The organism is Ralstonia sp. R-29, assembly GCF_049913345.1.
GTDB lineage: Bacteria > Pseudomonadota > Gammaproteobacteria > Burkholderiales > Burkholderiaceae > Ralstonia.
Map to the genome: position 1 here is coordinate 741,162 of NZ_CP184377.1, position 24,762 is coordinate 765,923.

General features: G+C 63.9%; 24 protein-coding genes and 1 tRNA gene. 11 read left to right on the forward strand and 14 right to left on the reverse strand.

The features are described from left to right. Position 1 precedes the first annotated feature (1 nt). On the forward strand, positions 2 to 1,081 hold the full coding sequence (locus ACN9M1_RS03500) for an MraY family glycosyltransferase (RefSeq protein WP_426397420.1): 1,080 nt from the start codon (positions 2 to 4) through the stop codon (positions 1,079 to 1,081). A 110-nt stretch (positions 1,082 to 1,191) separates the two neighbouring features. On the opposite strand, the gene ACN9M1_RS03505 is transcribed toward ACN9M1_RS03500, so the two are convergent. The 5 genes from ACN9M1_RS03505 to ACN9M1_RS03525 are packed head-to-tail and all read right to left on the reverse strand — an operon-like array spanning position 1,192 to position 7,176. Beyond that, a complete protein-coding gene (locus tag ACN9M1_RS03505) occupies positions 1,192 to 2,289 on the reverse strand; it encodes a glycosyltransferase family 4 protein (RefSeq protein ID WP_426397422.1) in 1,098 nt (365 codons plus the stop codon). After that, complete coding sequence (locus ACN9M1_RS03510; RefSeq protein WP_426397423.1) at positions 2,286 to 3,545, reverse strand: lipopolysaccharide biosynthesis protein; 1,260 nt, start codon at positions 3,543 to 3,545, stop codon at positions 2,286 to 2,288. The genes ACN9M1_RS03505 and ACN9M1_RS03510 overlap by 4 nt, the downstream gene beginning before the upstream one ends. Continuing rightward, a complete protein-coding gene (locus tag ACN9M1_RS03515) occupies positions 3,545 to 4,666 on the reverse strand; it encodes a glycosyltransferase (RefSeq protein WP_426397424.1) in 1,122 nt (373 codons plus the stop codon). Before ACN9M1_RS03515 ends, ACN9M1_RS03510 begins: the two co-directional genes overlap by 1 nt. Before the next feature lie 39 nt (positions 4,667 to 4,705). Then, positions 4,706 to 6,022: a sugar transferase gene (locus ACN9M1_RS03520; RefSeq protein ID WP_426397426.1), complete on the reverse strand. Its 1,317-nt coding sequence runs from the start codon at positions 6,020 to 6,022 to the stop codon at positions 4,706 to 4,708. Further along, positions 6,019 to 7,176, reverse strand: a complete 1,158-nt coding sequence (locus ACN9M1_RS03525) for a glycosyltransferase family 4 protein (RefSeq protein WP_426397428.1) — start codon at positions 7,174 to 7,176, stop codon at positions 6,019 to 6,021. Before ACN9M1_RS03525 ends, ACN9M1_RS03520 begins: the two co-directional genes overlap by 4 nt. A gap of 167 nt (positions 7,177 to 7,343) precedes the next feature. On the opposite strand from ACN9M1_RS03525, the gene ACN9M1_RS03530 reads away from it, so the two are divergent. The 4 genes from ACN9M1_RS03530 (at position 7,344) to ACN9M1_RS03545 (ending at position 11,894) form a co-directional block, all read left to right on the forward strand. Then, positions 7,344 to 8,732: a phosphomannomutase/phosphoglucomutase gene (locus tag ACN9M1_RS03530; RefSeq protein ID WP_426397430.1), complete on the forward strand. Its 1,389-nt coding sequence runs from the start codon at positions 7,344 to 7,346 to the stop codon at positions 8,730 to 8,732. A 43-nt stretch (positions 8,733 to 8,775) separates the two neighbouring features. Further along, positions 8,776 to 9,774: a lipopolysaccharide heptosyltransferase I gene (gene waaC, locus ACN9M1_RS03535; RefSeq protein ID WP_426397432.1), complete on the forward strand. Its 999-nt coding sequence runs from the start codon at positions 8,776 to 8,778 to the stop codon at positions 9,772 to 9,774. Then, a complete protein-coding gene (waaA, locus tag ACN9M1_RS03540) occupies positions 9,774 to 11,090 on the forward strand; it encodes a lipid IV(A) 3-deoxy-D-manno-octulosonic acid transferase (protein ID WP_426397434.1) in 1,317 nt (438 codons plus the stop codon). The genes waaC and waaA overlap by 1 nt, the downstream gene beginning before the upstream one ends. 102 nt (positions 11,091 to 11,192) lie before the next feature. Beyond that, positions 11,193 to 11,894 (forward strand): META domain-containing protein, encoded by a 702-nt coding sequence (locus tag ACN9M1_RS03545; protein ID WP_426397436.1) that lies wholly within the window; start codon positions 11,193 to 11,195, stop codon positions 11,892 to 11,894. Here the strand turns inward: ACN9M1_RS03545 and ACN9M1_RS03550 are convergent, their stop codons facing one another. The 4 genes from ACN9M1_RS03550 to ACN9M1_RS03565 all read right to left on the reverse strand — a co-directional run bounded on the left by ACN9M1_RS03550 (position 11,895) and on the right by ACN9M1_RS03565 (position 15,267). After that, the gene (locus tag ACN9M1_RS03550; RefSeq protein ID WP_426398791.1) at positions 11,895 to 13,307 is read right to left on the reverse strand and encodes a TolC family outer membrane protein; all 1,413 of its coding nucleotides are present in this window, start codon (positions 13,305 to 13,307) and stop codon (positions 11,895 to 11,897) included. A 112-nt stretch (positions 13,308 to 13,419) separates the two neighbouring features. Beyond that, positions 13,420 to 13,752 (reverse strand): rhodanese-like domain-containing protein, encoded by a 333-nt coding sequence (locus tag ACN9M1_RS03555; protein ID WP_426397438.1) that lies wholly within the window; start codon positions 13,750 to 13,752, stop codon positions 13,420 to 13,422. Positions 13,753 to 13,777: 25 nt separating this feature from the next. Next, complete coding sequence (locus ACN9M1_RS03560) at positions 13,778 to 14,428, reverse strand: protein-L-isoaspartate O-methyltransferase family protein (RefSeq protein ID WP_426397440.1); 651 nt, start codon at positions 14,426 to 14,428, stop codon at positions 13,778 to 13,780. A gap of 95 nt (positions 14,429 to 14,523) precedes the next feature. Then, the gene (locus ACN9M1_RS03565) at positions 14,524 to 15,267 is read right to left on the reverse strand and encodes a TetR family transcriptional regulator (RefSeq protein WP_426397441.1); all 744 of its coding nucleotides are present in this window, start codon (positions 15,265 to 15,267) and stop codon (positions 14,524 to 14,526) included. Positions 15,268 to 15,482: 215 nt separating this feature from the next. Here ACN9M1_RS03565 and ACN9M1_RS03570 point away from each other — a divergent pair, with 215 nt between their 5' ends. The 4 genes from ACN9M1_RS03570 (at position 15,483) to ACN9M1_RS03585 (ending at position 18,632) form a co-directional block, all read left to right on the forward strand. Next, complete coding sequence (locus ACN9M1_RS03570; RefSeq protein ID WP_426397443.1) at positions 15,483 to 15,740, forward strand: YkgJ family cysteine cluster protein; 258 nt, start codon at positions 15,483 to 15,485, stop codon at positions 15,738 to 15,740. A gap of 5 nt (positions 15,741 to 15,745) precedes the next feature. After that, the gene (locus ACN9M1_RS03575; RefSeq protein ID WP_426397445.1) at positions 15,746 to 16,339 is read left to right on the forward strand and encodes a DUF1439 domain-containing protein; all 594 of its coding nucleotides are present in this window, start codon (positions 15,746 to 15,748) and stop codon (positions 16,337 to 16,339) included. A 51-nt stretch (positions 16,340 to 16,390) separates the two neighbouring features. After that, positions 16,391 to 17,272, forward strand: coding sequence for an undecaprenyl-diphosphate phosphatase (locus ACN9M1_RS03580; RefSeq protein ID WP_426397446.1), 882 nt, complete (start codon positions 16,391 to 16,393; stop codon positions 17,270 to 17,272). 247 nt (positions 17,273 to 17,519) lie between these two features. Further along, positions 17,520 to 18,632 carry an NADH:flavin oxidoreductase/NADH oxidase gene (locus ACN9M1_RS03585; protein WP_426397447.1) on the forward strand — a complete coding sequence of 371 codons (1,113 nt, stop codon included), beginning with the start codon at positions 17,520 to 17,522 and terminating at the stop codon, positions 18,630 to 18,632. Positions 18,633 to 18,650: 18 nt separating this feature from the next. Here the strand turns inward: ACN9M1_RS03585 and trmB are convergent, their stop codons facing one another. The 3 genes from trmB to ACN9M1_RS03600 form a co-directional block, all read right to left on the reverse strand. Continuing rightward, positions 18,651 to 19,409 carry a tRNA (guanosine(46)-N7)-methyltransferase TrmB gene (gene trmB / locus ACN9M1_RS03590; protein ID WP_426398792.1) on the reverse strand — a complete coding sequence of 253 codons (759 nt, stop codon included), beginning with the start codon at positions 19,407 to 19,409 and terminating at the stop codon, positions 18,651 to 18,653. An 86-nt stretch (positions 19,410 to 19,495) separates the two neighbouring features. Beyond that, a tRNA-Gly gene (locus ACN9M1_RS03595) sits at positions 19,496 to 19,569 on the reverse strand. A 99-nt stretch (positions 19,570 to 19,668) separates the two neighbouring features. After that, positions 19,669 to 20,175 carry an Lrp/AsnC family transcriptional regulator gene (locus ACN9M1_RS03600; protein WP_426397449.1) on the reverse strand — a complete coding sequence of 169 codons (507 nt, stop codon included), beginning with the start codon at positions 20,173 to 20,175 and terminating at the stop codon, positions 19,669 to 19,671. A 120-nt stretch (positions 20,176 to 20,295) separates the two neighbouring features. On the opposite strand from ACN9M1_RS03600, the gene ACN9M1_RS03605 reads away from it, so the two are divergent. Both ACN9M1_RS03605 and ACN9M1_RS03610 read left to right on the forward strand, forming a co-directional pair. Next, positions 20,296 to 21,222, forward strand: a complete 927-nt coding sequence (locus ACN9M1_RS03605; protein WP_426397451.1) for an EamA family transporter — start codon at positions 20,296 to 20,298, stop codon at positions 21,220 to 21,222. A gap of 30 nt (positions 21,223 to 21,252) precedes the next feature. Next, positions 21,253 to 22,458: an amino acid aminotransferase gene (locus ACN9M1_RS03610; protein ID WP_426397453.1), complete on the forward strand. Its 1,206-nt coding sequence runs from the start codon at positions 21,253 to 21,255 to the stop codon at positions 22,456 to 22,458. Between the two features lie 52 nt (positions 22,459 to 22,510). On the opposite strand, the gene ACN9M1_RS03615 is transcribed toward ACN9M1_RS03610, so the two are convergent. Together ACN9M1_RS03615 and ACN9M1_RS03620 are read right to left on the reverse strand one after the other, a co-directional pair. After that, complete coding sequence (locus ACN9M1_RS03615) at positions 22,511 to 23,848, reverse strand: GGDEF domain-containing protein (RefSeq protein WP_426397455.1); 1,338 nt, start codon at positions 23,846 to 23,848, stop codon at positions 22,511 to 22,513. Between the two features lie 143 nt (positions 23,849 to 23,991). Continuing rightward, positions 23,992 to 24,738, reverse strand: a complete 747-nt coding sequence (locus ACN9M1_RS03620) for a hypothetical protein (RefSeq protein WP_426397457.1) — start codon at positions 24,736 to 24,738, stop codon at positions 23,992 to 23,994. Positions 24,739 to 24,762 lie beyond the last annotated feature (24 nt).

The following is a 24,762-nucleotide window of genomic DNA, read 5'->3' on the forward strand; positions in this document are numbered from 1 at the left end:
TATGTTTGATTTCTTCTGGGTACCGGCAATGTCGGCGCTGGTGAGCGCTGTAGCCGTGCTATTGCTGCGTCCCTTGGCCAAGCGGGGGGGGCTGCTGGATCGTCCGGGTGGGCGCAAACGTCATGACGGCGATGTGCCGCTCGTCGGGGGGCTCGCGATCCTCGTTGCGGTGGGTGTCGGTGGCATCCTTTTCATGCGTTCGCAGGGGTACTACGTTGCCTTGTTCGGCGGCCTGTGTGTTCTTGCTTTTGTCGGCTTAATCGATGACCTCAAAGGGATGTCTCCTTTGACGAAGCTCGGCGCACAGCTGTTTGCGGGTGTGCTGATGACGTCCTGGGGCGGGATTTTCCTGTCGTCGCTGGGCGACCTCATGGGCAAGCGCGAAGTCGATCTCGCAAACTGGGGTATCCCGCTGACGCTGTTCGCAGTCGTGGCTGTGATCAACGCGGTCAATATGTCCGACGGGCTGGACGGTTTGGCCGGAGGCCTGTCTGCCATCGTATTGGGTTGGCTCGCCTACTTGGCGGGGGAGGTTGGCAACAACGCAGCGCAACGGATCTGCGTGGTGCTGGTTGGGGCACTGGTCGGCTTTCTGGTTTTCAACATGCCCAATCCGCTGCGCCGGAGCCGCCGTGTATTCCTGGGGGATGCGGGAAGCCTGATGCTTGGGTTGGCCATTGCTTGGTTTGCGGTGGAGCTATCCCAACCCGCCTACAATGAGGCGCGGCGACATGTCCCGCCGACCGTGATGCTGTGGGTCGTTGGCTTGCTGCTGATTGATCTGCTTTCGGTGGTGACGCGCCGGGTTTTTTCCGGACGCAACCCGATGTCGGCTGACCGTACCCACCTCCATCACATTCTGTCGCGCATGGGGATGTCGCAGAATGCGGTGATCTGGACCATCCTCGCCAGCAACGTGTTTCTGGGAATGATTGGAGTCGTGGCATGGAAGCTCGGCATGCCCGAGTCGTGGATGTTCCTGTCATTCATGATCGTGACGGTGTTGCATTTGGCGGCGATGAGCAATGCCGCGTTGTTTCTTCGCCGGGGGCGCCGACTGCTTTCGCGATGGCATCGGTAGTGAGTGTCTCGCGCTAGTCGCCCAGGCGTACGCAGAGTTCTCGAGCCGAATGGCTGTGGTGGGACAATTCGGAAAGGTCGGTCTTATGGGCTCTCATTGACCTTCGCTCACTATGGTGAGCGTTGCAACAACATCTCCCATTGCCGCGTGATGCGCTCAAGCGAATACGCGTTGGCTTTGCTTCTACCAGTTGCGCCGAGCCGAGTTGCAGCGTCTGGGCTGTTGATCATGTGCAGCAGCCCGGCCGCAAGCGCTGCGGCGTCCTCCACCGGCACCACAACCGCAGTCTGACCGTCACTCAGCAATTCACGCGGCCCAGTCTCGCAATCCGTAGAGACAATCGGCAGACCGTACGCCATCGCCTCGATCAACACCAGTCCGAAACCCTCGTAACGGGAGCTGAGGCAGAAAAGCGAAGCCTGTTCGTACGCCTCTGTGACGTCGAGATAAATGCCAGGCAGCTCCACGCTGTTATCTAGCGCCAGCTGACTGCACAGGGCTTCGAGTGCGGGGCGCTCGTCGCCTTCCCCCACGATCATCAGCTTCCAGCCGGGTGCCTGCTTTGCAACAGCGGCCCAGGCGTGTAGCAGCACGTCAAACCCTTTCGCGTGTACCAGCCTGCCGACTGCGAGGACGATCTTGGCTGTCCTGGGCGCCGGTTGCGTGGGCATGGCGAAGGGCAGCGGGTTCGGGATGCAGGCTACCGAGCCCCGCGGTTGGGCTGCCTCTATCCATCGGTTGCGGTCGCGCTCGGTCAAGGCGACGATGTGTTCGCAGTACCGCGCATCGAGGCGTCGAGCGAGCCTGCGGGCGCGCCTGCCCAGGTCTTCGTCAAAATGGCAATGCTCCCAGGCGATATGCCGCACATCAAGCCCTAGCGTGGCGGGCAGTGCAAAAAGCGCGAGCATGGTATCGACCTGAATCAGGACGTCGATACGATGCCGTTTAACGTGTCGCCTGATACCGACGACAGTCGCGGCATATGCACGTTTGAACGAAGGCCGCCGATCGAACAGCGCTTCATGCGTGATCGTGGGGTGCAGCGGGAAGCAGCTCAATGGATCCCATAGGCTGAGCACGCTAACGGCAAAGCCACGGTCTGCTAGCGCATTGGCAATGGTTGCCGTCATTCGCTCGGCGCCGGCCATTGCGTTGAGCGTGCCGGTCAAAAAGCATACGTTGGGGCGCTGCGCGGTGCGATCCGTCATGCGCGAGCCTTCTCCATCGTTAGGTGGTGACTGCGGCTACGAACCCATACAGCGATGCCGAATAGTACGGAAAACAGATTGGCAACCGCATAGCCCAGAACTGCGCCTTTTACGCCAAATCGTGGAATGGCAATGACGTCGATGACGACGGTGACGGTAAAGGCAATCCCCCATTTCAGCGCGATGATGCCGGGCCGACGCAGAAAGATAGGCAGCAAGGTGAGGGCAACGTCGGCAAAGACGAGCGTTGAGGCCAGTGCCGCCAGTCGCAGCAAGTCGACTGCGGAGGCAAAGGCGGCGCCGTAGAGCAGGTGGATGATCCAGTGTGCACTGACGGCGATGAGCAAGGCACCCGTAGCGCCGATGGCGGCCATGCCACCTGCGATCTTGATGATGTTGCGGCGTGCTTCCGTCGGTGTGGGCTGTGCATACACGTAGATCGGCGCAAGCCCAGCGGCCAGGATGGTGGCCACCATGACAAAGTTGTCGAGAATCTGCATGGACGCGGCATAGGCCCCCAGTTCACTCAAGGGGACGAGCGGCTTGAGCAGAAGCTGGTCGATTCGGCGTGACCCCATCATCAGCATGAAACTGACCCAGAACAGCAGGCCGTTTCGGAGCAATTCCCGGGTAAGGGGCGCATCGTATTCCACCCGCATCCGCGGGGCGCGGGCCAAATAGAAACTGCCGAGCAGACTTGCCATGACGACGGCCTCTGCCGCGAATGCCGTGGCATATGTGGGTACGCTATGCACGCTCAGTGCCAACAGCAGTCCAACGATGCTCGCTTTCACCCCAAGCGACATCATGTTGAACAGCGCGTTCGGGCGAGTCCTGGTGTGCGCCTGCATCCAAGTCGTGACAATGCCGGAAGGCTCGCGCAGCAACACCGCGATGCCAAGGATGAGCGATGGCAGCCAGAATTCGATCGTCTGGCGGGTGACGATCAGAAAGCCGCACATCAATAGATAAGCGAGCGCACCCGCGGTCAGTCTGAGGCCGAACGCATGCGCGACTAACCGATGCTGCGCCATTGGGTCGGGATTCGCCACCAGGCGTGGGACGACCACCTCCCCGCTGCAAAGCAAAGCGATCGATGAGGCAATGTAGACCACTGCTTGCGCATATTGGAAGTGCGCAAATCCCTCGGGGCCCAAGCCGCGTGCAAGCATGGCAACCACGCCAATACCCACGCTGATTTGCACCCCGCGCTCGGTCAGCATCCACATCAGGTTGCTGGCAACGTTGCGCTGCATTACGCCGCCTCCTCAGTGGTAACACGGGCCGCCGGCTGGATGAACTGCGCATAGCACGTCAGCCACTGATGTGCGACGGCTTCCAGACTGAAGTGCGACAAGATACGTTGGCGGCGTGCTGCCTGTGCAGCGGCGCCGTTGTGCGGATGGGCCAACGCTTGCCGGATGGCGTCGGCAAGGGCGGAAGCATTGCCTCTGGGCACGATTTCTCCGCAGTCATTCAGTAGTTCCGCAACGCCTGCAGCGTCTGTGGCAATCACGGGCAGTCCGCAAGCGAGTGCTTCGGCAAGGGCGAGCGGCATACCCTCAACGTCCGATGAGAGTACGAACAGGTCGGCGGCATTGAGCAGGGTGGCAATGTCCCGGCGTACGCCGGCCAGGATGATGCGGTCTTCCAGCCGGTGATCGCGGATGCGTTCTTCCAGCGCGCCGCGCTCGGGGCCTTCTCCCACAATGAGCAGTCTGACATCAGCGCCGAGGTTCAGTTGCGCAAAGGCATCGATCAACATGGCCTGTGCCTTCTCTGGCACGAGCCGGCCGACGTTAATCAAGAGGCGGACATCATCCTGCAGCCCCAATGCGAGCCTTCCGCGTTGTCTGAGGACGGCGTCGGGCCGGTATATTTGCGTGTCGATACCGTTGGGCATGACCGTGATGCGCGCAGCAGGTACGGCACCGGCTTCGACCATAGCGAGGCGCCCCTGGGCGCTGACGTGCGTGGTTAGCCGCGTCCAGCGGTCTGTCAGCCGATAGGCCAACATACGCGGGCGCCCGCCTTCACGCGCGCTGTGCGCCGTACAGATGATGGGTGCCGTGGTGGCGATTGCAGCAAGCATCCGGGCAAGCAAGTTGGCGTGCACCATGTGGGCATGGATAACATCGGGATGCCATTTCCGTACAAAGGCGTGCAATTTCCAAAGCGCTCGTGCAATGGACAGCGGCGTTTTTGTCATGCCCAGTTGTAGGGTCGTCGCCGACGCAGGCAACTCCACCTCACAGCCCGACGTCAGGCTGACCACTGCCACGTGATGGCCGAGGTGAACGAACTGGCGGGCCAATGCAGCGACCTGCTGTTCGGCACCGCCCAGCTTCAATCCTGTACTCAACAACAGGATACGCATGCTTGCCGCACCTGCCGCGGACGCTACGTAGGCTGTCATTTACCGTGCCCCATACCCCGTAAGCAGCGTCCGCAACGTCTTCACTGCAATCAGCAGATCCAGGGCGAAGGAACAATGCTTGATGTAATACAGGTCGTAGCTGAGCTTGGTCACCGTTTCTTCGTGTGTGCCAACGTAGCCTTGTTGGACTTGGGCCCAACCCGACAGGCCCGGTCGGACCAGGTGGCGGTAGGGGTAGTAGGGAATGGTTTGTGCAAACTCGTCCACCATGGGGACCTGCTCGGGGCGGGGGCCGATCAAGCTCATGTGGCCCAGGAGAACATTCCATAGTTGCGGGATTTCATCCAGCCGATATTTGCGGATGACGCGGCCGATGCGTGTGACACGCGGGTCATGCCTGGCTGCAAACTGTGCCGGCGCTGCTGTGTCGAGGCTCATGCTGCGGAACTTGAGCATCGTAAATGACTTGCCGAACAGTCCAACGCGGGCTTGCCGGAACAGCGCAGGGCCGGGCGATTCAAGCCGGATGGCCGCAGCAACCACCAGCCCAACCGGCAGGGCAAGCGGAGCGGTGCAGAGCACCACGGCGAGGTCGACCGCGCGCTTGATAAAACTATAGAAATAGTGGGCGGCGTAATCGTCGAGAAAATTCTCGTCGATGTGCGCCAGGCCTACGCGGCCCGTCAACATTTCGCCAATCCGCTCCACTGAATACATGCGCACATGGCTGAGCTTGAATTGCGCCAGCGCCCGGGTACGTTCCGGGTCGGCCGTTGCATTGCGGTCGAGCATCAGGCCATCGCAGTGCACAGCATCCGCGAGAGAGGTGATGCGCTGAAAGCGGCTCGGGCTGGCAGGTGCAGCACCGGGCATGGCGAGAACTTGTTCGAGTTGTGTCAGTGCTGCGGTGTCGGTATAGCCGAACACTGGCACATAGTTGCGCACGAAACGCCGGTAGCCGAACCAGATCCAGGACAACGTAATGAGATAGGCGACCAGCACGGCGCCGCGAGAATACTCCACGTGGAATGCGGCAAACACGAACAGCAGCGCCGCGAAGGGTAGTGTGGCGGCGACCCCGATCAGGCTATTGCCTTCCATGGTCGGCAGATGCAGTGAGCGATGCAGTAGTACGAAGGCCAGCAGATACGGCACGGCCGACCATAGCAGCGTGCGCCTGAATATGCTTGTGACATAGCCGGCTTGGTTAGCGAACTCTGCCAATACGAGGCAGAGCCCCAGCAGGAGCAGCCCTAAAGCAGCCCACCCCAGCATGCGGGTGGCGCGTCGGATCGTCTCCGAACTTTGGACTCGGATCGGAAGCGGGGCGGGCTTGGCGCTGTGGCTGTCGTTCATTGTTCGCCTGCTTTGGGGCGTGCTGCCAAGGGAGGGGTCTTGGCGGTTCGTGTCAGCACCTGCAGGTAGGTCTGCCATGTCGAATCGGCCATGGAATCAATGCCGAATGCTTGCTGCCAGCGCATTTGCGCTCTATGTCCGAGGTTTTTTCGGAGCGTGGCGTCTTGTGCCAGGTTCGTCAGTGCAGATGTCCAGCCTTGCGCATCGTTGTTGGCGACGAGCAGCCCGCAGGCGCCATCTTCAAACTGCTCGCGGATGCCGGGCAGATCGCTTGCAATAGCCGGCAAGCCAGCACGCATGGCCTCCAGGATGGAGATCGGAAAACCTTCGTGGTCGGATGCCAGCGCAAAGATCTGGGCGGATGCCAGCAAGGCGGGCACATCCGTCACTGCGCCCGCAAATTTCACTCGACCGGGTGCCAGGCTGTCTGCCAGGGCTTGTAGGGAAGCGTGTTGTGGCCCCTCGCCCGCCAGCACCAGTTCGCAATCAGGCAATGCTGCGCTCGCGAATGCTCGAATAAGGAGATCCCCGCGCTTGGGCGAGGCCAGGCGCGCCACCATGACAATGCGTTTCACGGGGGCATCCGGCGTGGCACAGGCATCGCTGCGTGCTATGCCGTTGTGTATGACGCGGATGCGTGCCGCTGGAATCGGCAACGTTTCGGCCAGGGCGCGCTCAGCGTGCGCCACGCAAATCATCTGCGCAGTGAAGGGCGCCAGTAGCCATTCCGACGCACGTGCAACGACGCGCTGACGAAACGGTGCGGCTGCCTTGAAGGCAAAGCCATGCACCGTATAGATCACAGGAACGCCCAGCAGCCAGCCGGCCAATCGTCCCAATATGCCAGCCTTGGCACTATGCGCGTGGATCAGATCGGGTTTCGCACTCCGCAAGGCGCGAACCAATTGCCACAGCGCGGCAATCGCGCGTGTGGGCGACAGCGCATTATCGAGTCGTGTTAGGCATATGGTGTCCGCGCCTAATGCGCGGGCCGTTGCAAACAGCGGGCCATCACCTCCGGCGAGTAGCACTGGCTCAACGCGATCGCGCAATGCCCCCAGTAGATCAGCGACGTGCGCCTGAGCCCCTCCGGTTTCGGAGTTCGTAATCAGGTAGGCAACGCGCGGACGGTTGGATGGTGGGGTCGCAGGCATGAATTGGCCGCGTCAGGCTGGGTAAGGTTGCGCCAATGGGCGCGGAAGCAGGCCGGCACAGAAAGCCTAACTCGCGATTATATCGTTCGCGGATCGCCGCAATGTGGGTGTACGCCCTTGACCGTTTACAATTGCGAACATCGTATTTCTTTCCTGTGGACGACTCCATGCGCAGCATCGACCCCACCATCTTCAAAGCCTACGACATCCGCGGCATCGTCGGAAAAACCGTTGATGCCGAAACCGCACGCCTGATCGGCCGTGCCTTCGGCGCAGCCGCGCGCGCCAAAGGCGAATCCGCCGTCGTCATCGGCCGCGACGGCCGCCTATCGGGCCCCGAACTGCTGGCAGCCCTGGCAGACGGGCTGCGCGCAAGCGGCGTCGACGTGATCGACCTGGGCTTGGTCGCCACGCCGATGGTCTACTTCGGCACCAACATTGAACTGGCCGGCCGCCGCGCCACGTCGGGCGTGATGGTCACCGGAAGCCACAACCCGCCGGACTACAACGGCTTCAAGATGGTCCTGGCCGGCCAAGCCATCTATGGCGAGCAGATTCAAGCGCTGCGCACTCGCATTGAGCAGGGCGATTTCACCGAAGGTGCGGGCGACTACGTCCAGGTGGATATCCGTCAACAGTACATCGACCGCATCGTCTCCGACGTCAAGCTGGCTCGCCCGATGAAGATTGCCGTGGACTGCGGCAACGGCGTGGCAGGTGCGTTTGCGCCCGAGCTTTTCCGTGCGATGGGCTGTGAAGTGACGGAACTGTTCTGCGAGGTGGATGGCCACTTCCCGAACCACCATCCGGACCCGGCGCACGTCGAGAACCTGCAGGATCTCGTCCGCACGCTGCAGGCGACCGACTGCGAGCTCGGCCTCGCGTTTGATGGCGATGGCGACCGCTTGGGCGTGGTCACCAAGGACGGTCAGGTCATCTTCCCCGACCGTCAACTGATGCTGTTCGCGCAGGAAGTGCTGTCGCGCAACCCGGGCGGCGAGATCATCTTCGACGTGAAGTGCACAGGCAAGCTGGCGCCGTTCATTCGTGAACACGGCGGGAAGGCCACGATGTGGAAGACCGGCCATTCGCTGGTCAAGGCCAAGCTGAAGGAAACCGGCGCGCCGCTGGCCGGCGAGATGAGCGGCCACATCTTCTTCAAGGACCGCTGGTACGGCTTTGATGATGGCCTGTACACGGGCGCGCGCCTGCTGGAAATCGTTTCGCGACTGGCGGACCCGAGCGCCGCGCTGAACGCGCTGCCGAACTCGCATTGCACGCCTGAGCTGCAACTGAAGTGCGCCGAAGGCGAGCCGTTTGCGCTGCTCGACAAGATCAAGGCCAACGCCACGTTTGACGGCGCCAAGGAAGTCATCCGCATCGATGGTGTGCGCGTGGAATACGAAGACGGCTTTGGCCTGGCGCGCCCCTCGAACACCACACCGGTGGTGGTGATGCGCTTTGAGGCCGATAACGATGCGGCCATGGCGCGCATCCAGGCGCAGTTCCGTCGCGCGATCCTGGCTGAAAAGCCGGACGCGGCACTGCCGTTCTGATCGGCCTGTCCGCGTTCATGAAGTTGGGGGAAAGGATGGCGGCATGCGTGTGCTGATCGTCAAGGTGTCGTCGCTTGGCGATGTGGTGCACTGCACGCCCGTCGTGGCAGACATTCTGCGTGCGTATCCCGGCGCCGAGATCGACTGGGTGGTCGAGGAGGGCTTTGCCGGCATCGTGCGCATTGTGCGCGGCGTGCAGGGTGTGGTCCCGTTTGCGTTGCGGCGCTGGCGCAAGTCGCTGGGTTCGGGCAAGACGTGGGGCGAGATGGCTGCGTTCCGCCGCGCGCTGCGCGCCAAATCGTACGACGTGGTGCTCGATGCGCAGGGGCTCATCAAGACCGCGCTGATTGCGGCGCAGGCCAGGTTGACGCCCAGCGGCTTTGTTGCGGGGCTGGGCAATCGCACGGATGGCGCCGGCTACGAGCCGCTCGCCAAGTTGTTCTACCAGCGCAAGGTCACGATGGAGCCGCGTGTGCACGTGGTCGAGCGCTCGCGCCGCATGGTGGCGGAAGCGCTGGGTTACACGCTGCCCGAGACCATCGATTTTGGTTTGCAGCCGCCCGCTGAGTTGCCATTTCCGCTGCCGCGCCCCTATGTGGCGCTGGTGCATGCTACGTCGCGTGCCGACAAAGGTTGGCCGCACGCCGCATGGGTGGACGTTGCGCGCGAGCTGCTGGCGCGTGACTACGCCATCGCTCTGCCGTGGGGCAGCGAGGTAGAGCGGCGCACCAGTGAATCCATTCGCGAGGCCATTGTTGCTGCGGTGCCGGGCACGGTGGGGCGCGTGGTGATTCCGCCGCGTATGTCGCTGCCCGATGTGACGGCCTTTCTTGAACAGGCGACGGCCGTGGTGGGGGTGGATACGGGTCTGGTGCATATCGCCGCTGCGCTGTGCAAGCCGACGGTGGCGCTCTACAACTTCACCACGTCATGGCGGACAGGCGGTTACTGGACGCCCAACGTGCACGACCTCGGCAGCGCCGAGGCCCATCCCACCAGCGCGCAAGCGCTTGATGCGCTGCGTGCGCTGGGTGTGCTCTGATGCTGCGCGTTCTGTATCGCTGGCTGTGGCGCATTGCATTGCCGTTCGCATTGCTGCGCCTGTGGTGGCGTGGTCGCAAAGAACCTGGGTACCGCCAGCATGTCGGTGAGCGGCTCGGCTTCTACCCGCCGCGCGCCAATCCGGATCGCCCGTTGCTGTGGGTGCACGCCGTGTCGGTGGGCGAGACGCGCGCCGCGCAGCCGCTGATCGACGCATTACTCGCACGCTTTCCGCACCACGCCGTGCTGCTCACGCACATGACGCCGACCGGCCGCCGCACTGGCGCGGAGTTCGCTGCGCAGCGCAACGGTCGCGTTATCCAAGCCTATCTGCCGTATGACCTGACCGGTGCAGTCGATCGGTTCCTGCGTCATTTCCAGCCGCGTCTCGGGTTGCTGATGGAGACCGAAATCTGGCCCGTGCTCATCGAGCGCGCCTATGCGGCTGGTGTGCCCATGGTGCTGGTGAATGGGCGCCTTTCTGCGCGCAGCCATCGGCGTACGGCCAAGCTTGGCGACGCGGCGCGCGAGACGTACGCCCAGCTTGCCGCCGTGCTGGCGCAGACCCCCGACGACGCAGACCGCTACCGCTCGCTTGGTGTGCCGCGTGTGCGCGTGACCGGCAACCTGAAGTTCGACATCACCCCGCATGTGGATCAGATCATGGCCGGGCGCGTGCTTCGTGATGCGCTCGGTGGACGCGCCGCCTGGGTCGCTGCCAGCACGCGCGAAGGCGAGGAGACGTTGTTGCTGGATGCGTGGCAAGCGCATCGCGCGGAACATGCCGGGCGCCGGCACCCGTTGCTGATTCTCGTGCCCCGTCATCCACAGCGCTTTGATGAGGTCGCGCAGCTGGCCGAGCGCGCGGGCCTGCGTGTTGCCCGCCGCAGCGCGATGACGGTGTCGGGCGCGGGAATCTCAAACGAGGCCGCTTTGCGCGATGCCGACGTCCTGCTCGGTGATTCGATGGGCGAAATGGTGCTGTACTACGCCGCTGCTGAAGCGGCGTTCATTGGCGGCAGCCTGCTGCCGCTGGGCGGGCAGAACCTGATCGAAGCGTGCGCGGTCGGCACGCCAGTGGTCATTGGTCCGCACACGTTCAATTTTGCGCAGGCCACGCGCGATGCTGTGGCCGCTGGCGCGTGTGTCCAGGTGGAAGATGCCAGCGCCGTGATGCGCGTGATCGATACGTGGCTGTCGGATGCCGATACGCGCGAAACCGCCTCGCGCGCGGCGCTCGCGTTCGCTGCCACGCATGGCGGTGCAACGGCACGCACGGTGGAGGCCGTGGCCTCGCTGGTGTTGCCGACGCTGTAACCCAGTCGCTGCTTTCGGCACGAAAAGTGCGAACTCATGGCGAGCCGTGCAGACTAACGGCTCTTCACGAGTTTGCACTCTGTCACTGTCTACGACCTGTTCATGTCCCAACCGAATCGTCCTAAGCCCAGCCTGCTGCAGACGCCCCGCCGCGTGGTGCTCACGGCAGCCGCATTGGCCGCGCTGACGGCTGCCACCATCATCGGTGCCGGCTGCATGACGCCGACGCCTTCCTCAAAGCCGGCCGCAACCTCCGTTGCTGCGGCATCGGCGCCAGTTGCGTCTGCATCGGCACCGGCCGCCGAAACCAAACCGACGCCGGCCAACGCCGCGCCCAACCCCGGCCAAGCGACGCTGACCCAAGCCCAGGCCGAAGGCCGCTCGCGTTTTGTGCTGGTGCGTTGGCAAGAGCCCGGCGCCGCCCCCAAGGAATTGCCTTCCGCGGAAGAGGACAACGCCGACCCGGCCGCGCAGCCGATCTCGGTCGAGTTCAGCGCGGGCCTGGATGCCGCCAATGGCGTGGTATCGGGTTACTCGGGTTGCAATCGCTTCACCGGACCGTACGAGAAGCTGGCTTCGGGTATGCGTTTCGGCAATCTCGCCTCGACCCGCATGGCATGCGATCCGCCGCGCATGGAGTTGGAAACCGCGTTCCTGGAGGCGTTGAAATCGCCGCTGGCAACCGTGGGCATGCAACCCTCGGCGGACGGCAAGCAAGGCCGCCAGATCATCTGGAAGACCACCAGCGGCGCGCTGCTGCAGTTTGCCGAGCGTCCCTTACCGCCGCGCGGCCAGACACACTGATCAGCGCTTGGCCGATCGATTTGGGAGCGGCGGCAACGCGGTGATATCGCTTGAGCCGTTGGCCGTCAGCAGCGTGTTCACCTGAATCACATCGGCCTCGGACAGCGAGCCAGCGGCCGATTTGAGCCGCAAGCCATTGAGGATGGTGTCGTAGCGCGCGCGCGCCAGATCGCGTCGCGCCTGGAACAGCTGGGCCTGCGCATTCAGCACGTCGGTGCCGATGCGCACGCCTACGCCGTAGGCGAGTTGGTTGGAGTCGTAGGCCGTGCGCGCCGATAACTCAGCCGCTTCCAGCGCCTTCACCTGCGCCAGCCCCGCAATCACGCCGATATACGCTTGCCGCGCGCCCTGCTCGGCAGAGCGGCGGGCAAATTCGAGGTCATTCGCGGCCTTGGTCTCAAGCGCGATGTTCTCGCGCACGCGTGACTGGATCGCGCCGCCCGCAAAGATCGGAATCGACACTTGCACGCCAATCTGCGAGCTATCAAAGCGCGCGCCGCCCGGCAGCGACGGCAGATACTGGTTGCCGCTGGCATTCGTGTGACCCGTCTGCGCCACCAGGTCTACCGACGGCAGATGCCCAGCGTTGGCCTTCTTCACATCGCGCTCGGCGCTTTGCAGGTTGTACTGCGCCAGTGCCACTTGCAGGTTGCTGCTGCGGGCTTGGTCCACCCAAGGTTCTGCGGCTGCCGGTTCAGGTTGCGGAATGGGAGCGCCCGCGCGCACGCCCGCCAGCCGGCCCACCGGCTCGCCGATGATCTGTCTGAGCGCTGATTGCTTGATCTCGAAGTCGCTGCGCGCGGCGATGACGGTGGCATCAATCGCATCGCGCCGGGCCTGCGCGTCGTTTGCATCGGTGATGTTGGCGTTGCCCACATCGAAATTGCGGCGTGCCTGTTCGTACTGTTGCTGGATCGCGTCGCGCTGCGCTGTAGCGAGCTGCAGCGTGTCTTGCGCATTGAGCACGTCGAAGTACGCTTGCGCCGTACGCGTGATGAGATCGAGCTGCGCTTGCGCGAGCGAAGCCTCGGCGGCCTGTGCGGCAATCTCGCCTTGCTTATAGGTTTCCCAGCGGTCCCAGCGGAACAGCGGCTGCGAGAGCGACAGCGTCCAGCCTGTCGACGAGAACGTCTTGTTGAATTCCGCCGGCGCGGTTTGATCGAAGATGATGCGCGTTGAACTCCACGCGCCGCCAATCTGCGGCAACAGGCCGGCGCGGCCTTGCGTGAGCTTTTCGCGCTGCGCGAGCGACTGTGCTCGCACTGATGCGAACTGCGGATCGTTGGCCAGCGCGGCGCGGTAGGCGGAGAGGAGGTCGGTCGCGGCGGGCGCGGCCGTCTGAGCCTGAGCCCAAACCAGCATTGGCGCCATCGACCAGCACAGCACAACAACAAGCGAACCGCGCGCGGCCATCCGCATGCGGCTACTGCGAGCAACACTCATAAAGCCCCCGGACGAGGAAAACGTTCGGAAGGCAGCGCAGACGCCGCGTTCAGTCAACGGCGTCCGGCGGCAGCTTCCCCAATCAGTACGTCGCCATCTGCGGGTCTACCTGGTTGGCCCAGGCATGGACGCCGCCTTGCAGGTTGTACACACGCGCAGCATCAAAGCCCGCACGCGTGATCAGAAATTGCGCGACCTGCGCGCTGCGCCCACCGTGGTGGCAGATGCAGACGATGTCTTGGTCAGCATTGAGCTCGCCGGCACGTGCCGGAATCTGGTCCATGGGGATATGCGTGATCCCAGGCAGGGCGCAGACTTCCAGTTCTTCCGCCCACCGCACGTCGAGCAGGATGGGCTGCGCGCGCGAAGCGTCGGCGAGCCATTGGGCGAGGGTGGTGGGAGCGAGCTGTTGCATGATGATTGGGGAGAGCCGGGGCGAATCAGAAGCGGAACTGCGAGGGGGCGGACACGCCCACCAGCGGCGTTACGTACGTCTCGAACAGGTTGCGCGTCTGGTATTCGGTGTTGGAGATGCGCGTGATGAGTTGCGCTTCCATGACCGGTGCGCCGCCCACGAAGACCGACAGGCGACCACCCACCTTGAGCTGCTTGAGTAGGGCTTCCGGCACGGCAGGCACCGAACCCGACACGCAGATCACGTCGTACAGGCCATCGCCCCAGCCTTGCGCGCCGCTGGCTTCCACCACGTCGACGTTGGTCACGCCATTGCGCGAGAGGTTGTCGCGGGCGAAGGCAACCAGTTCCGGCACGATGTCCAGCGTGGTGACCTGGCGGCCGCGGTGCGCCAGCAGGGCAGCCATGTAGCCCGAGCCCGCGCCGATTTCCAGCACGTCTTCATGCTTGCGCACGGCCAGCTCCTGCAGCACGCGGGCTTCCACGCGCGGGGCCAGCATGTTCTGGCCGCCCGCCAGCGGGATTTCCATGTCGACGAACGCCAGGGCGCGGTAGGCCTCGGGCACGTAGTGTTCGCGCTTGACGACGCTGAGCAGGTCGAGCACGTCGGTATCGAGCACGTCCCACGGACGGATTTGTTGCTCGATCATGTTGAACCGGGATTTTTCGATGTCCATGGGCATGCCTTCCACGCGGAGCGAGTGATGCAAATGAGGGTTTGACGACAAACCCGGCATTTTAGCAAGTCCGGAGGACATTCCGGCAGAAGGTGTCATGACGAGGCGCTCTCATCGGCGTTGCCACCGCCCTCGGGCAGGGCGCGCCACGGTTGTTCGGTGAGCGGAGGTGGCGGGGGCACCACTGCGCCCGGCACCGGACTGCGCAATAGTCCATGCAGCATCAGCGCCACGACATGCGTGATGAAGGCCTTGGGTTCCAGCACCTTGGCGGCGCACGGCCCGAACGAGTGCTTCCACATCATCAGAAACAGCATGGGCGCGGTCAGGGCCAGCGTGGAGAGATCCACGTCGGTGTCGCGGAACTCGCCGCGGGCGACGCCGCGCGCCAGGATGCGGGCGAACAGGCGGTCGCAGCGCTCGATGACTTCTTCGTTGTAGTACTGCGCCAGATCGGGAAAGTTGCCCGACTCGGCCATCAGCAGCTTGGTCAGGCCAGAAGCTGGCGATTCGCCAATCAGCTCCCACCACCCCATCAAAATTTCGTGCAGCAGCGCTTCGCTGGTGCCCTCAAAGCTGTCGATCAGGGCTTCGCCTTCGGCCAGCGCGGGCAGCAGGTTTTCCTGTACCACGGCCTTGAAGAGCTCTTCCTTGTTGGCGAAATACAGGTAGACCGTGCCCTTGGACACGCCTGCCGCAGCCGCCACGTCTTCCAGCCGCGTGGCCGCGTAGCCGCGCGCCACGAACAGGTTCAGCGCGGCGGCAACCAGTTCTTGCGGGCGGGCCTCTTTACGGCGCGTCCAGCGTTTGGCGGAAGACTCGGAATCTCGTTCGGTCACGGCGGTCACTGCGTTGGAGTGTGGGTCGGTACAGAAACGTCACTGACTCACAGATAACTTACTTTCGGGTCATTAATGTACGCATGCCGCAAGGGTGGGTCAAGCGGCATTGCTGCTGTCAATCGCGTTGTCAATCGGACTTGGCCTCGACTGGGCCTCGAATGTGCTGGTGCACAATAGCGGTTTTCACCGCGATTTCGTCCACCGCCCCGGTCATGGACTGCCGACCCCACTGCGGCGCGTGTTGCATTGCGCCTTCCATCTCCAGCCCGATTCCAGGCATGCCCAACGGCAAGCCGGCTGGCGTGCGCTGTGCACAATTGGATGACGCCAACCGCTGCCGTATCTTCGGCAGGCCGGATCGTCCGGCCGTCTGTGGCAGTCTGCAGCCGGAGCCGGACATGTGCGGCGCATCAGCTGTCCATGCCATGCAGTTCCTGACCCGGCTCGAAATCGCCACCGCAGCGCATTGACCAAGATGAACGATTCGACGAAACCTGCATCCCGCCCGAACCGTGTTCGCTGGTGGGCCGGGGCAGCTGCTGTTGCCGTCGCCGTGGCGGCCGTGCTGGTCGCGTGTATGCCAACCGGTTGGACGGGCGACGGCTACACCTTTTCGCGCGGCCAGATGCAAGAGGCGCTGGCGCGCAAGTTTCCGTTTCAGCGGCGCTTCCTGGGCTTCTTCGACGTGACGTTGACCAACCCGCAGATCACGCTGGACCCGGCGCGCAATCGCATCGCCATCCAGGCGGACGCGCAGGTGCAAAGCGGCCTGTTTCGCCAGCCGCTGACGGGGCCGCTGGCCGTTTCCAGCGGCCTGCACTACGACGCGCCGACCCGCTCGATTCGCCTGGATCAGCCCAACGTCGATCGCTTCGACCTGCAGAACGTGCCCGGCGGTGTGGGCCCACAGATCAGCGCGATCGGCTCGTTGATCGCCGGCCAGTTGCTCAACGATTATGCGGTCTACACCTTCAAGCCCGAGCAGCTGAAAGTGGCGGGAATTGCCGTCGAGCCCGGTACAATCACGGTTTTGCCCGAAGGCGTACACGTTCAGGCCAAGCGGCCCTGAGTTCGGTAGCACGCCCAGCGCTTCGTTTTTTTCTCCCTCTTTGCCCACTGCATGGACATCGCACTCGCCATCAAAGCGCTGATTCTCGGCATCGTCGAAGGTCTGACCGAATTTCTTCCCATTTCAAGCACGGGCCACCTGATCCTCGCCGGCCAACTGCTCGATTTCAATGACGAAAAGGGCAAGATCTTCGAGATCGTGATCCAGTTCGGCGCCATCCTGGCCGTGTGCTGGGAGTTCCGCCACAAGATCATCGACGTGATCAAGGGCTTGCCCAGCGACCCGCGCCAGCAGCGTTTTGCAATCAACGTGATCGTGGCGACGATTCCCGCCATCACGCTCGCGCTGATCTTCGGCAAGTCGATCAAGGCGCATCTGTTCAACCCGATCGTGGTGGCATCGGCGTTCATCATTGGCGGTTTCGTGATCCTGTGGGCCGAATGGCGCGAGCGCCATCGCGGCGAGACGCACGATCCGCGCGCCAATGCGCTGCTTGAGGCGGCCAAGGCCGGCGCACCGCGCATCGAAACGCTCGACGATCTGCGTATCTCCGACGCCATCAAGGTGGGTTTTGCGCAGTGCTTCGCGCTGATTCCGGGCACGTCGCGTTCGGGCTCGACCATCATCGGTGGCCTGCTGTTCGGGCTGTCGCGCAAGGTGGCAACGGAGTTCTCGTTCTTTCTCGCCATCCCCGTGATCTTCGGTGCGACGGTGTACGAGTTGTATAAGTCGCGCGCGCTGCTGTCGGCCGATGATCTGTCGATCTTCGGGGTGGGGTTTGTGGCCGCGTTCATCTCGGCGTTCTTCTGCGTGCGCTGGCTGCTGAAGTTCATCGCTACGCACGATTTCCGCGGCTTTGCGTGGTACCGGATCATTTTCGGCATCATCGTGCTGGTGACGGCGTACACGCATCTCATCGCCTGGCAGGCCTAAGAAGGCGCCGCAAAGCTACTGCGCAATCCGATCTTGCCCCTGCGATGCTCACCGTACCCGTGTACGGTTGCGCCGCATTTGACCCATTCGGGGCCAACCTCGAATTGCTCGCAACGCTTTTCGGCACCTTCTAAACGCGCATTTCCCTTCCTCGGCGCGAGGCTTTCGCGCTGTCTGCACGATCGGGCGGATTCGGACACACTGGCGGCTTGTTTCCGTCAGCCGCTGACAACCGGATCTCCCGATCATGAGTGCACTCTTCCAGCCTTTCTCCTTGCGCGGTCTCACGCTTGAGAACCGCATCGTTATCTCGCCGATGTGCCAGTACTCGGCAGACAACGGCCAAGCGACGGCATGGCATCACACGCATCTGGGTAGTCTGTCGCTCTCGGGTGCGGGCTTGCTGATGATCGAGGCGACCGCGGTGTCACCGGAAGGCCGCATCACCAATGGTTGTCTGGGTTTGTGGGACGACGCGACGGAAGCCGCGCTGGAGCGCACGCTTTCCGCCATTCGCCAGAACGCGCTCGTGCCGATCGGCATGCAGATCGCGCATGCGGGCCGCAAGGCGTCGAGCGCGCGTCCGTGGGAGGGTGGGGCGCTGCTGTCGCTTGATGCGGGTGGTTGGGAAACGATGGGGCCATCTGCGTTGCCCCAGCGCCCGGAAGAACGTGCCCCGCGCGAGATGACCGACGCCGACCTCGCCCGCGTGCGCGATCAATTTGTCGACACAGCGCGCCGCGCCGTACGCCTGGGGATGGCCGCCATTGAGCTCCACTGCGCGCATGGCTATCTGCTGCATGAATTCCTCTCGCCGATCGCCAATCAGCGCACCGATGCATACGGCGGCTCGCGCGAGAACCGCATGCGTTATCCGCTGGAAATTTTCGATGCCGTGCGCGCCATAGTGCCGGACAACATTCCGGTGGGGGTGCGCGTATCGGCCACCGATTGGGTCGAGGGCGGCTGGACGCCGGAAGATTCGGTGGTGTTTGCGCAGGCACTGCGCGCGCGTGGCTGCGATTGGATCGATGCCTCGTCAGGCGGCGTATCGCCGCTGCAGCAGATTCCGCTGTCGACCGGCTACCAAGTGCCGTTTGCCGAGAAGATTCGCAACGAAGCGGATATCCCGACCATTGCCGTCGGCCTGATCAACGAGGCACATGAGGCCGAAGCTATCGTTGCGGAAGGGCGGGCGGACTTGGTCGCGGTGGGCCGCGCCTTCCTCTACAACCCGCATTGGGCGTGGACAGCGGCCGCTGAACTGGGCGCTACCGTCAAGGCGCCACCGCAATACTGGCGCGCCTTCCCGCGTCACGCCAAGAACCTCTTCGGCGAGACGCATTTCGGCGGGCGCTGATGTGCGCGTGGGGCGTGGTTAGCGCTTGCGGAAGACCACGTCCCACACGCCGTGCCCAAGGCGCAGGCCGCGCTTCTCGAACTTGGTGACGGGGCGATAGTCGGGGCGCGGTGCGAAGCCGTCGGCGGTGTTCTCGAGCTGCGGCTCGGCGGACAGCACCTCCAGCATCTGGTGGGCGTATTCCTCCCAGTCCGTCGCGCAGTGCAGATAGCCGCCCGGCTTCAGGTGTGCCGCCAGACGCGCCACAAACGGGCCCTGGATCAGGCGCCGCTTGTTGTGGCGTTTCTTGTGCCACGGGTCGGGAAAGAACACGTGGATGCCATCCAGCGTACCTTCCGGAATCATGTGCGCCAGCACTTCCACCGCGTCATGCGAACAGATGCGGATGTTGCCGATCTCGCGTTCACCAATCAGCTTGAGCAGCGCGCCCACGCCGGGCTCGTGCACTTCCACGCCCAGGAAATCATCGTCCGGACGCAGTTGCGCGATGTGCGCGGTCGTCTCGCCCATGCCGAAGCCGATCTCGAAGATGCGCTTGGCACCGGTGCGGCCGAAGGCGGCTTCCCAGTCGAGCGGCTCGGCGGCGTAGGGCAACTGGAAGCGCGGGCCGAGTTCGTCAATGGCGCGCTGTTGGCCAGTCGACGTGCGGCCGGCGCGGCGTACGAAGGAGCGGATGCGGCGCGGGTGGCCGGTTTCCGAGCCGTCGGTGGTATTGGCGTCTTGTGATTCCGGCGTGATGTCGTCGGGGCCGGTGCCCGGCTGTTCGATGGGCTGCATGAAGATCCCGTGCCGATTGCCCGTCGATGGAATGAAGGGCGAGCAGGCAACAAAAAAGCCGCCGAGGGCGGCTTCAGACTGTTCGGTGGAGCGGGCGATGGGAATCGAACCCACGGCTCTAGCTTGGGAAGCTAGGGTATTACCATTATACGACGCCCGCGTAGCCCGTCATTTTATGCGGGGTTGTGGGGGTTGGGCAAGCGCTGGCGCTTACATGTGGGTTTGAAAGTGGCTTCTCTTGCGCTTCTTCACGCTTGGGTTACCGGTCTGCTGCCGGATTACGCCGCCGCCTCGCGCTTCCCCGGTTTTCATCCCACGCCGGAAACACCGTAGACCGCTTCACCACCCCATAAGCAAAGCTCGTGTCGATCGCCGCGATGCCCGGAATCGCATGCAGCTGGCTGCGCACGAAATGCTCGTAGTCCTGCAGGCTTTCCACCAACACGCGCAGCAGGTAGTCCGCTTCACCGGTCAGCACGTAGCAGTCGAGGATCGCGTCGATGGCGCGGATTCGGTTCTCGAATGTCGTGACCACATCTCGAGAGTGCTGCTGCAAGCGAATATGGACGAATGCCGTGACGGGCAGCCCGTACGCCTCTTCGTCGACGATGGCCGTGTAGCCCCGGATCACGCCGGCCTCTTCCAGAAGCCGCAGCCGTCGCAGGCAGGGCGAGGGTGACAGGTTGACCCGTTCCGACAACTCCTGATTGGTCAGGCGGCCCTCCTTCTGGAGGGCCGCAATGATCTGTCTGTCTTTCTTGTCCATGCGATTTTCCTAGGGTGGCAGATTCTGCCAATGTGGGCGTTTGCCTTGGTGGAAATCGCAAGATACTACTTTTTGTGCTGAGGCATTCTGTCTTCATTCGAAAATCGAGGAAGAGCGAGAATGCGCGGTCTGACATGGGGGGTGGGCGCGGGTGGTTCGGCTGGGCGAGCAGCCTTTCAGGCCAATCCGCTGATCGGGTATGCGGCGATGGTGCTGACGGTGTTGATCTGGGCCGGCTTCGCCCTGTCGATTCGTGCCATTGGCGCTTCGCCCTTGGCGGCGGGGGATGTGGCGCTGATCCGTTTCGGCCTGCCGACGCTGTTGCTGTTGCCGTTCCTGCCGTCACGCTGGTCGATGCTGCGTCGTGTGAAGCCGCTCAGTGCGCTGATGATTTTGGCTGGCGCCGGCCTGCCGTTCTTCTTCATGGCGTCTGCCGGCGGCAAGGCGACCTCCGCCGCCCACGTTGCTGCGCTCATCGCGGGGACCACGCCGTTGTCGGTGGCGCTGGTCGCCTATGCGCTGGATCGTCAGCGAATCGGCGCGGCCCGGGCGCGGGCGATCGCCATCATCCTGCTCGGCGTGATGCTGCTGCTGGTGTCGCAATCGCATGCGTCGCAGGGTGCGTTTGTCGGCGGAGCGGCAACGCTGTTGCTGGCTAGCCTGCTGTGGGGCAGCTACACGTTGGGGTTGCGCCGCGCCGGGCTCGATGCCATCGGCTGCGCGCTGCTGCTGAGCGTGCCTTCGTTCCTGGTGCTGGTGCTGCTGGTGAGCCTGGGCCTGGTCGACAGCCACATCGGGCATTTCACCTTGTCCAACGCCATGCCGTTCTTGCTGGCCCAAGGGCTGGGGGTTGGGGTGATTTCCAGCGTGTCGTATGCCTTGGCGATCCGCCATCTGGATACGCCGCGCTGCTCCGCCATCGGCTCGCTGGCACCCGCGCTGGCTTGCCTGGGGGCCGTGCCGTTGCTGGGCGAATCGCTGACTTTGACCGTTGTATGCGGCGTGGCCGTGATCACCGCTGGCGTGATCCTGGCCAATCGCGCATAGACCCTCGCATCGCACTTGCGGAGACCACACATGCTCGCGACCCTCGCAACCGTTGCCCCGGACCCGCTTTGGGGCCTGACCGCCGCTTTCCGCGCTGACGCCCGGCCCGACAAGGTCGATCTGGTGGTAGGCGTCTACCGGGATGAATTCGGGCGCACGCCGGTCATGGCCGCCGTAAAAGCTGCAGAAGAGCGCCTGGCGGCTGCCGGCGCCTCGAAGACCTACCGCGGGTTGGCCGGCAACCTCGATTTCAACGCGGGCCTCGCCACGCTGCTGCTCGGCCACGACGCAGGGCGCCTGGCCCGCCAGTACACGATGCAGACCGTAGGCGGAACCGGCGCGCTGCGCCTGCTGGCGGAGTTCATTGCTGTGGCGTCGCCGGGGGCGCGCGTGTGGGTGTCCGACCCGGGCTATGTCAACCATGTGCCCATCATGCAGGCCGCAGGGCTGGCGGTGGAGCGCTACCGCTGGCGTGCTGAGGGCGGTGTGCTTGATGCTGACGCCGTTCTCGCGGACCTCTCCGCCGCGCGTGCGGGCGACATCGTGCTGTTGCATGGCTGCTGCCACAACCCCACGGGCATCGACATGGACGCCAGCGTTTGGCAGGCCGTCGCCGCGTGCTGCGCAAAGCAAGGGCTGGTGCCGTTGGTCGACATGGCATATCTGGGGCTTGCCGAAGGTCTGGAGCCGGACACCCAAGGCCTGCGGTTGATGGTGGATGCGCTGGACACGGTGCTGGTGGCGGCAAGCTGCTCGAAGAGCATGGGCCTGTACTGCGAGCGCACCGGCGCCGCGATGGTGATCGGCAAGAACGCGGCGGCCTTGCAACCCGTCAGCGGCGTTCTGGAACGCATTACGCGCAGCAACTATTCGATGCCGCCAGACCACGGCGCGGCCATCGTCGCCACCATCCTGGCCGATACCACGCTCACAGCGTGCTGGCGCGATGAGCTGGAACACATGCGTCAGCGCATCATCGGCACCCGGCGCCGGCTTGACGATGCGCTCGTCAGCCTGGGGGCGCCCAGCGCGCTACAGAACCTGTCGCGGCACAAGGGGATGTTTTCCGTGCTGCCGCTGGATGCCGATGCCATGGAGCGCCTGCGCACAGAGCACGGCATCTATGGCACGCAAGGCGGGCGTATCAACATCGCTGGATTGGCGCCGGAGCAGATCGGCCGGGTGGCGGGGGCGCTGGTCTCCGTGGCCGCGGATGCGGCGCAGATGGCGGCTTGACAGGCCTGCGGGTGGACTTGGGTGGACTTTGCCCTGCACCACGGCAGTCCACTCACACCATGACGACCTTGTTCTTGCCCGCCCGCTTGGCCTGATACATGCCGCGATCCGCGCGCTGAATCGCCGACATGGGCGCTTCGTCTTTGCCCAGCTCGGCCACGCCGGCCGAGAACGTGATGAAGAGCCGCGTATCGCCCGCCATGAAGAAGCGTTGGGTCAGCGCGCGCTGCAGCCGGATGATGGTCCGGACGCCATCTTCCAGGCCCGTATCGGGCATCAGGATCACGAATTCTTCGCCGCCAAAGCGGGCCAGCGTGTCTTGCGGGCGCATCGCTTCACGTGCCACCTGCGCTAGATGCGAGAGCGCTTCATCGCCGGTGCTATGCCCGTGGGTGTCGTTGATGGACTTGAAGTTGTCGATGTCCAGAAACGCAATCGACAGCGTCGAGCTTTCGCGCGCCGCGTGCGCAACCTCGCGCGCCAGGGCTTCCTCCAGCCCTTTGCGGTTGAGGGTGCCGGTCAGCAGATCATGACGCGCAGAAGCCGACGCCGCATCCAGCGCCTTGCGCAGCGTCGCGACCTCGTTGGCGGCTTCTTCGGCCCGCTTCTTCATCACCGATAGTTCATCGCGATTGCGGGCCGATTCCAGCGACATCCAGCGGGTGGCGGACAGCGCATCCTGAATCGCCGGTGCAATCTCAGCGATCGACGTAGCGGATTCGATCTTCTTGGCGCACGCCTCCATCTGGCGATGGTGCTCGCCCGAGATTTCCGCCGCAGCGGAGAGTCGCTCCATGAACGAAGCCAGGAGCCGCTTCATCTCCTCCTGGGCTTCGATGGACTTCGTCTTCAGCGAGCCCTGCTTGTGAATCACCTCTTTGAGGCGGCGGCGCAGATCGTCAAGCCGGCGCAGGCTGACGGGCGCTTCGCTGGCCTTCATCAGCGCATCGATCTGGCCGCGCAGCCAGCGATCATCCGGCGAGAGTTCGCCGATGTTCTCAAAGATCAGCTGCAGCAGTCCCAGGAGCGATTTGCGAATCTCGTTCTGGTCTTCTGCGGCCAGTGCTAGCCAATGGTTGAACGTCGCCAGCCTGGCGTTCAGGTGCGCCAAACTTTCCGATTCTGACCGGCACGCAGCGACCAGCGCCGAGGCGGCGGGCCCGATGGCGGCATCGTCTTCGCCCAGGGCCGGCAGGCAGCGCTCGATGGTGCGCGCGATGTGTTCGCGCAGTTCACGGACGAGCGTGGCGCGTTCGGTGCCGCCGTTTGGGTTGCTGCCGGCAATCTCGTGATAGATGGCCGCGAAGTTGTCTGGCGTGGGGGCGAGCTTGCGCGAGGCAAGCTCGCGGAGGGCATGTCGGGCGGTTTCGGAGGGGTTGAGGTCAGACATACCGGCGGAGGAAGGCGAACAGCAGAACAGCAAGATTGTCCGCTGTTCTGCGGCGCACGCAAAGTGGCCCCGCGGCTTTTGAGGGCGGTGGAATGTGTGACGAGGCAAGTACTCCGTGCGAGCGCGTGTCCGGCCGCGGGTCCCTAGCGCCGTTGCGCCATCGCGTGCATGGCGTCGTCAACAAAGCGGGCGGCGGCCCGGCCGCCGACGATGGGTTCGGCTGCCTGGGCGCAGGCGGCAATCACGTCGCATAGCGACTGGGTGTCTTCCCGGCATGCGCGCAGCAGCGGCATGGTGGCACCGGCTGCAGCGCCGAAGTGGTGCTGCGCCAAGCGCATCAACTCGACCTTGATCACATTCGGCAGCACGTCGGCCAGTTCGGGTGTGATGGACAGTATGGATACGACTGGCGCCGCGGGCGCAGGGGTGGCAGGCACGGGCGCTACGTCAACGGGTGTCAGTTGGGACTCATTGGCGGCCGGCGTGTCGGCAGGGGCGGCGGTGGTCTGCAGGCCGAGCGTCATGCCTGTCAAGGGCGGCAATTCGTCGTAGAGGGGGGATAGGGTGCCCGGCTCTGCTTCGTCATCGAACAGTGGGCGGTTGAAATAGGCGATGGGGTCGAATGCCAATGGATCGGCAGGCGATGCCGAGGCGGGCAGGTCGGGCAGCGCGCCCGGCAGCACGTCCACCATGCCGGCTTGTTGCAGCTCAATGAGCAATTCGTCCAGATCGGCCCAGTTGTCGAGCAGCTGATGCAGTTGCCCGACCGTGCGTGCGCCATCAATGAGGATGAGCAGATGCCGCTGGCGTATCTGCATGTCGTGGCGGCGCGCGGCCAGCGCCTCACGGCCGTCCTCCGTCTTGATCAGGACGCTCGTCGTTGCAAGCATGGTGAATCCCCGTTAAGCAGCGAG

Bases quoted from the DNA above. Each gene is read 5' to 3' on its own strand.
- ACN9M1_RS03500 (WP_426397420.1), top strand. From the start codon at position 2: ATGTTTGATTTCTTCTGGGTACCGGCAATGTCGGCGCTGGTGAGCGCT.
- ACN9M1_RS03505 (WP_426397422.1), bottom strand. From the start codon at position 2,289: ATGACGGATCGCACCGCGCAGCGCCCCAACGTATGCTTTTTGACCGGC.
- ACN9M1_RS03510 (WP_426397423.1), bottom strand. From the start codon at position 3,545: ATGCAGCGCAACGTTGCCAGCAACCTGATGTGGATGCTGACCGAGCGC.
- ACN9M1_RS03515 (WP_426397424.1), bottom strand. From the start codon at position 4,666: ATGCGTATCCTGTTGTTGAGTACAGGATTGAAGCTGGGCGGTGCCGAA.
- ACN9M1_RS03520 (WP_426397426.1), bottom strand. From the start codon at position 6,022: ATGAACGACAGCCACAGCGCCAAGCCCGCCCCGCTTCCGATCCGAGTC.
- ACN9M1_RS03525 (WP_426397428.1), bottom strand. From the start codon at position 7,176: ATGCCTGCGACCCCACCATCCAACCGTCCGCGCGTTGCCTACCTGATT.
- ACN9M1_RS03530 (WP_426397430.1), top strand. From the start codon at position 7,344: ATGCGCAGCATCGACCCCACCATCTTCAAAGCCTACGACATCCGCGGC.
- waaC (WP_426397432.1), top strand. From the start codon at position 8,776: ATGCGTGTGCTGATCGTCAAGGTGTCGTCGCTTGGCGATGTGGTGCAC.
- waaA (WP_426397434.1), top strand. From the start codon at position 9,774: ATGCTGCGCGTTCTGTATCGCTGGCTGTGGCGCATTGCATTGCCGTTC.
- ACN9M1_RS03545 (WP_426397436.1), top strand. From the start codon at position 11,193: ATGTCCCAACCGAATCGTCCTAAGCCCAGCCTGCTGCAGACGCCCCGC.
- ACN9M1_RS03550 (WP_426398791.1), bottom strand. From the start codon at position 13,307: ATGGCCGCGCGCGGTTCGCTTGTTGTTGTGCTGTGCTGGTCGATGGCG.
- ACN9M1_RS03555 (WP_426397438.1), bottom strand. From the start codon at position 13,752: ATGCAACAGCTCGCTCCCACCACCCTCGCCCAATGGCTCGCCGACGCT.
- ACN9M1_RS03560 (WP_426397440.1), bottom strand. From the start codon at position 14,428: ATGGACATCGAAAAATCCCGGTTCAACATGATCGAGCAACAAATCCGT.
- ACN9M1_RS03570 (WP_426397443.1), top strand. From the start codon at position 15,483: ATGGACTGCCGACCCCACTGCGGCGCGTGTTGCATTGCGCCTTCCATC.
- ACN9M1_RS03575 (WP_426397445.1), top strand. From the start codon at position 15,746: ATGAACGATTCGACGAAACCTGCATCCCGCCCGAACCGTGTTCGCTGG.
- ACN9M1_RS03580 (WP_426397446.1), top strand. From the start codon at position 16,391: ATGGACATCGCACTCGCCATCAAAGCGCTGATTCTCGGCATCGTCGAA.
- ACN9M1_RS03585 (WP_426397447.1), top strand. From the start codon at position 17,520: ATGAGTGCACTCTTCCAGCCTTTCTCCTTGCGCGGTCTCACGCTTGAG.
- trmB (WP_426398792.1), bottom strand. From the start codon at position 19,409: ATGCAGCCCATCGAACAGCCGGGCACCGGCCCCGACGACATCACGCCG.
- ACN9M1_RS03600 (WP_426397449.1), bottom strand. From the start codon at position 20,175: ATGGACAAGAAAGACAGACAGATCATTGCGGCCCTCCAGAAGGAGGGC.
- ACN9M1_RS03605 (WP_426397451.1), top strand. From the start codon at position 20,296: ATGCGCGGTCTGACATGGGGGGTGGGCGCGGGTGGTTCGGCTGGGCGA.
- ACN9M1_RS03610 (WP_426397453.1), top strand. From the start codon at position 21,253: ATGCTCGCGACCCTCGCAACCGTTGCCCCGGACCCGCTTTGGGGCCTG.
- ACN9M1_RS03615 (WP_426397455.1), bottom strand. From the start codon at position 23,848: ATGTCTGACCTCAACCCCTCCGAAACCGCCCGACATGCCCTCCGCGAG.
- ACN9M1_RS03620 (WP_426397457.1), bottom strand. From the start codon at position 24,738: ATGCTTGCAACGACGAGCGTCCTGATCAAGACGGAGGACGGCCGTGAG.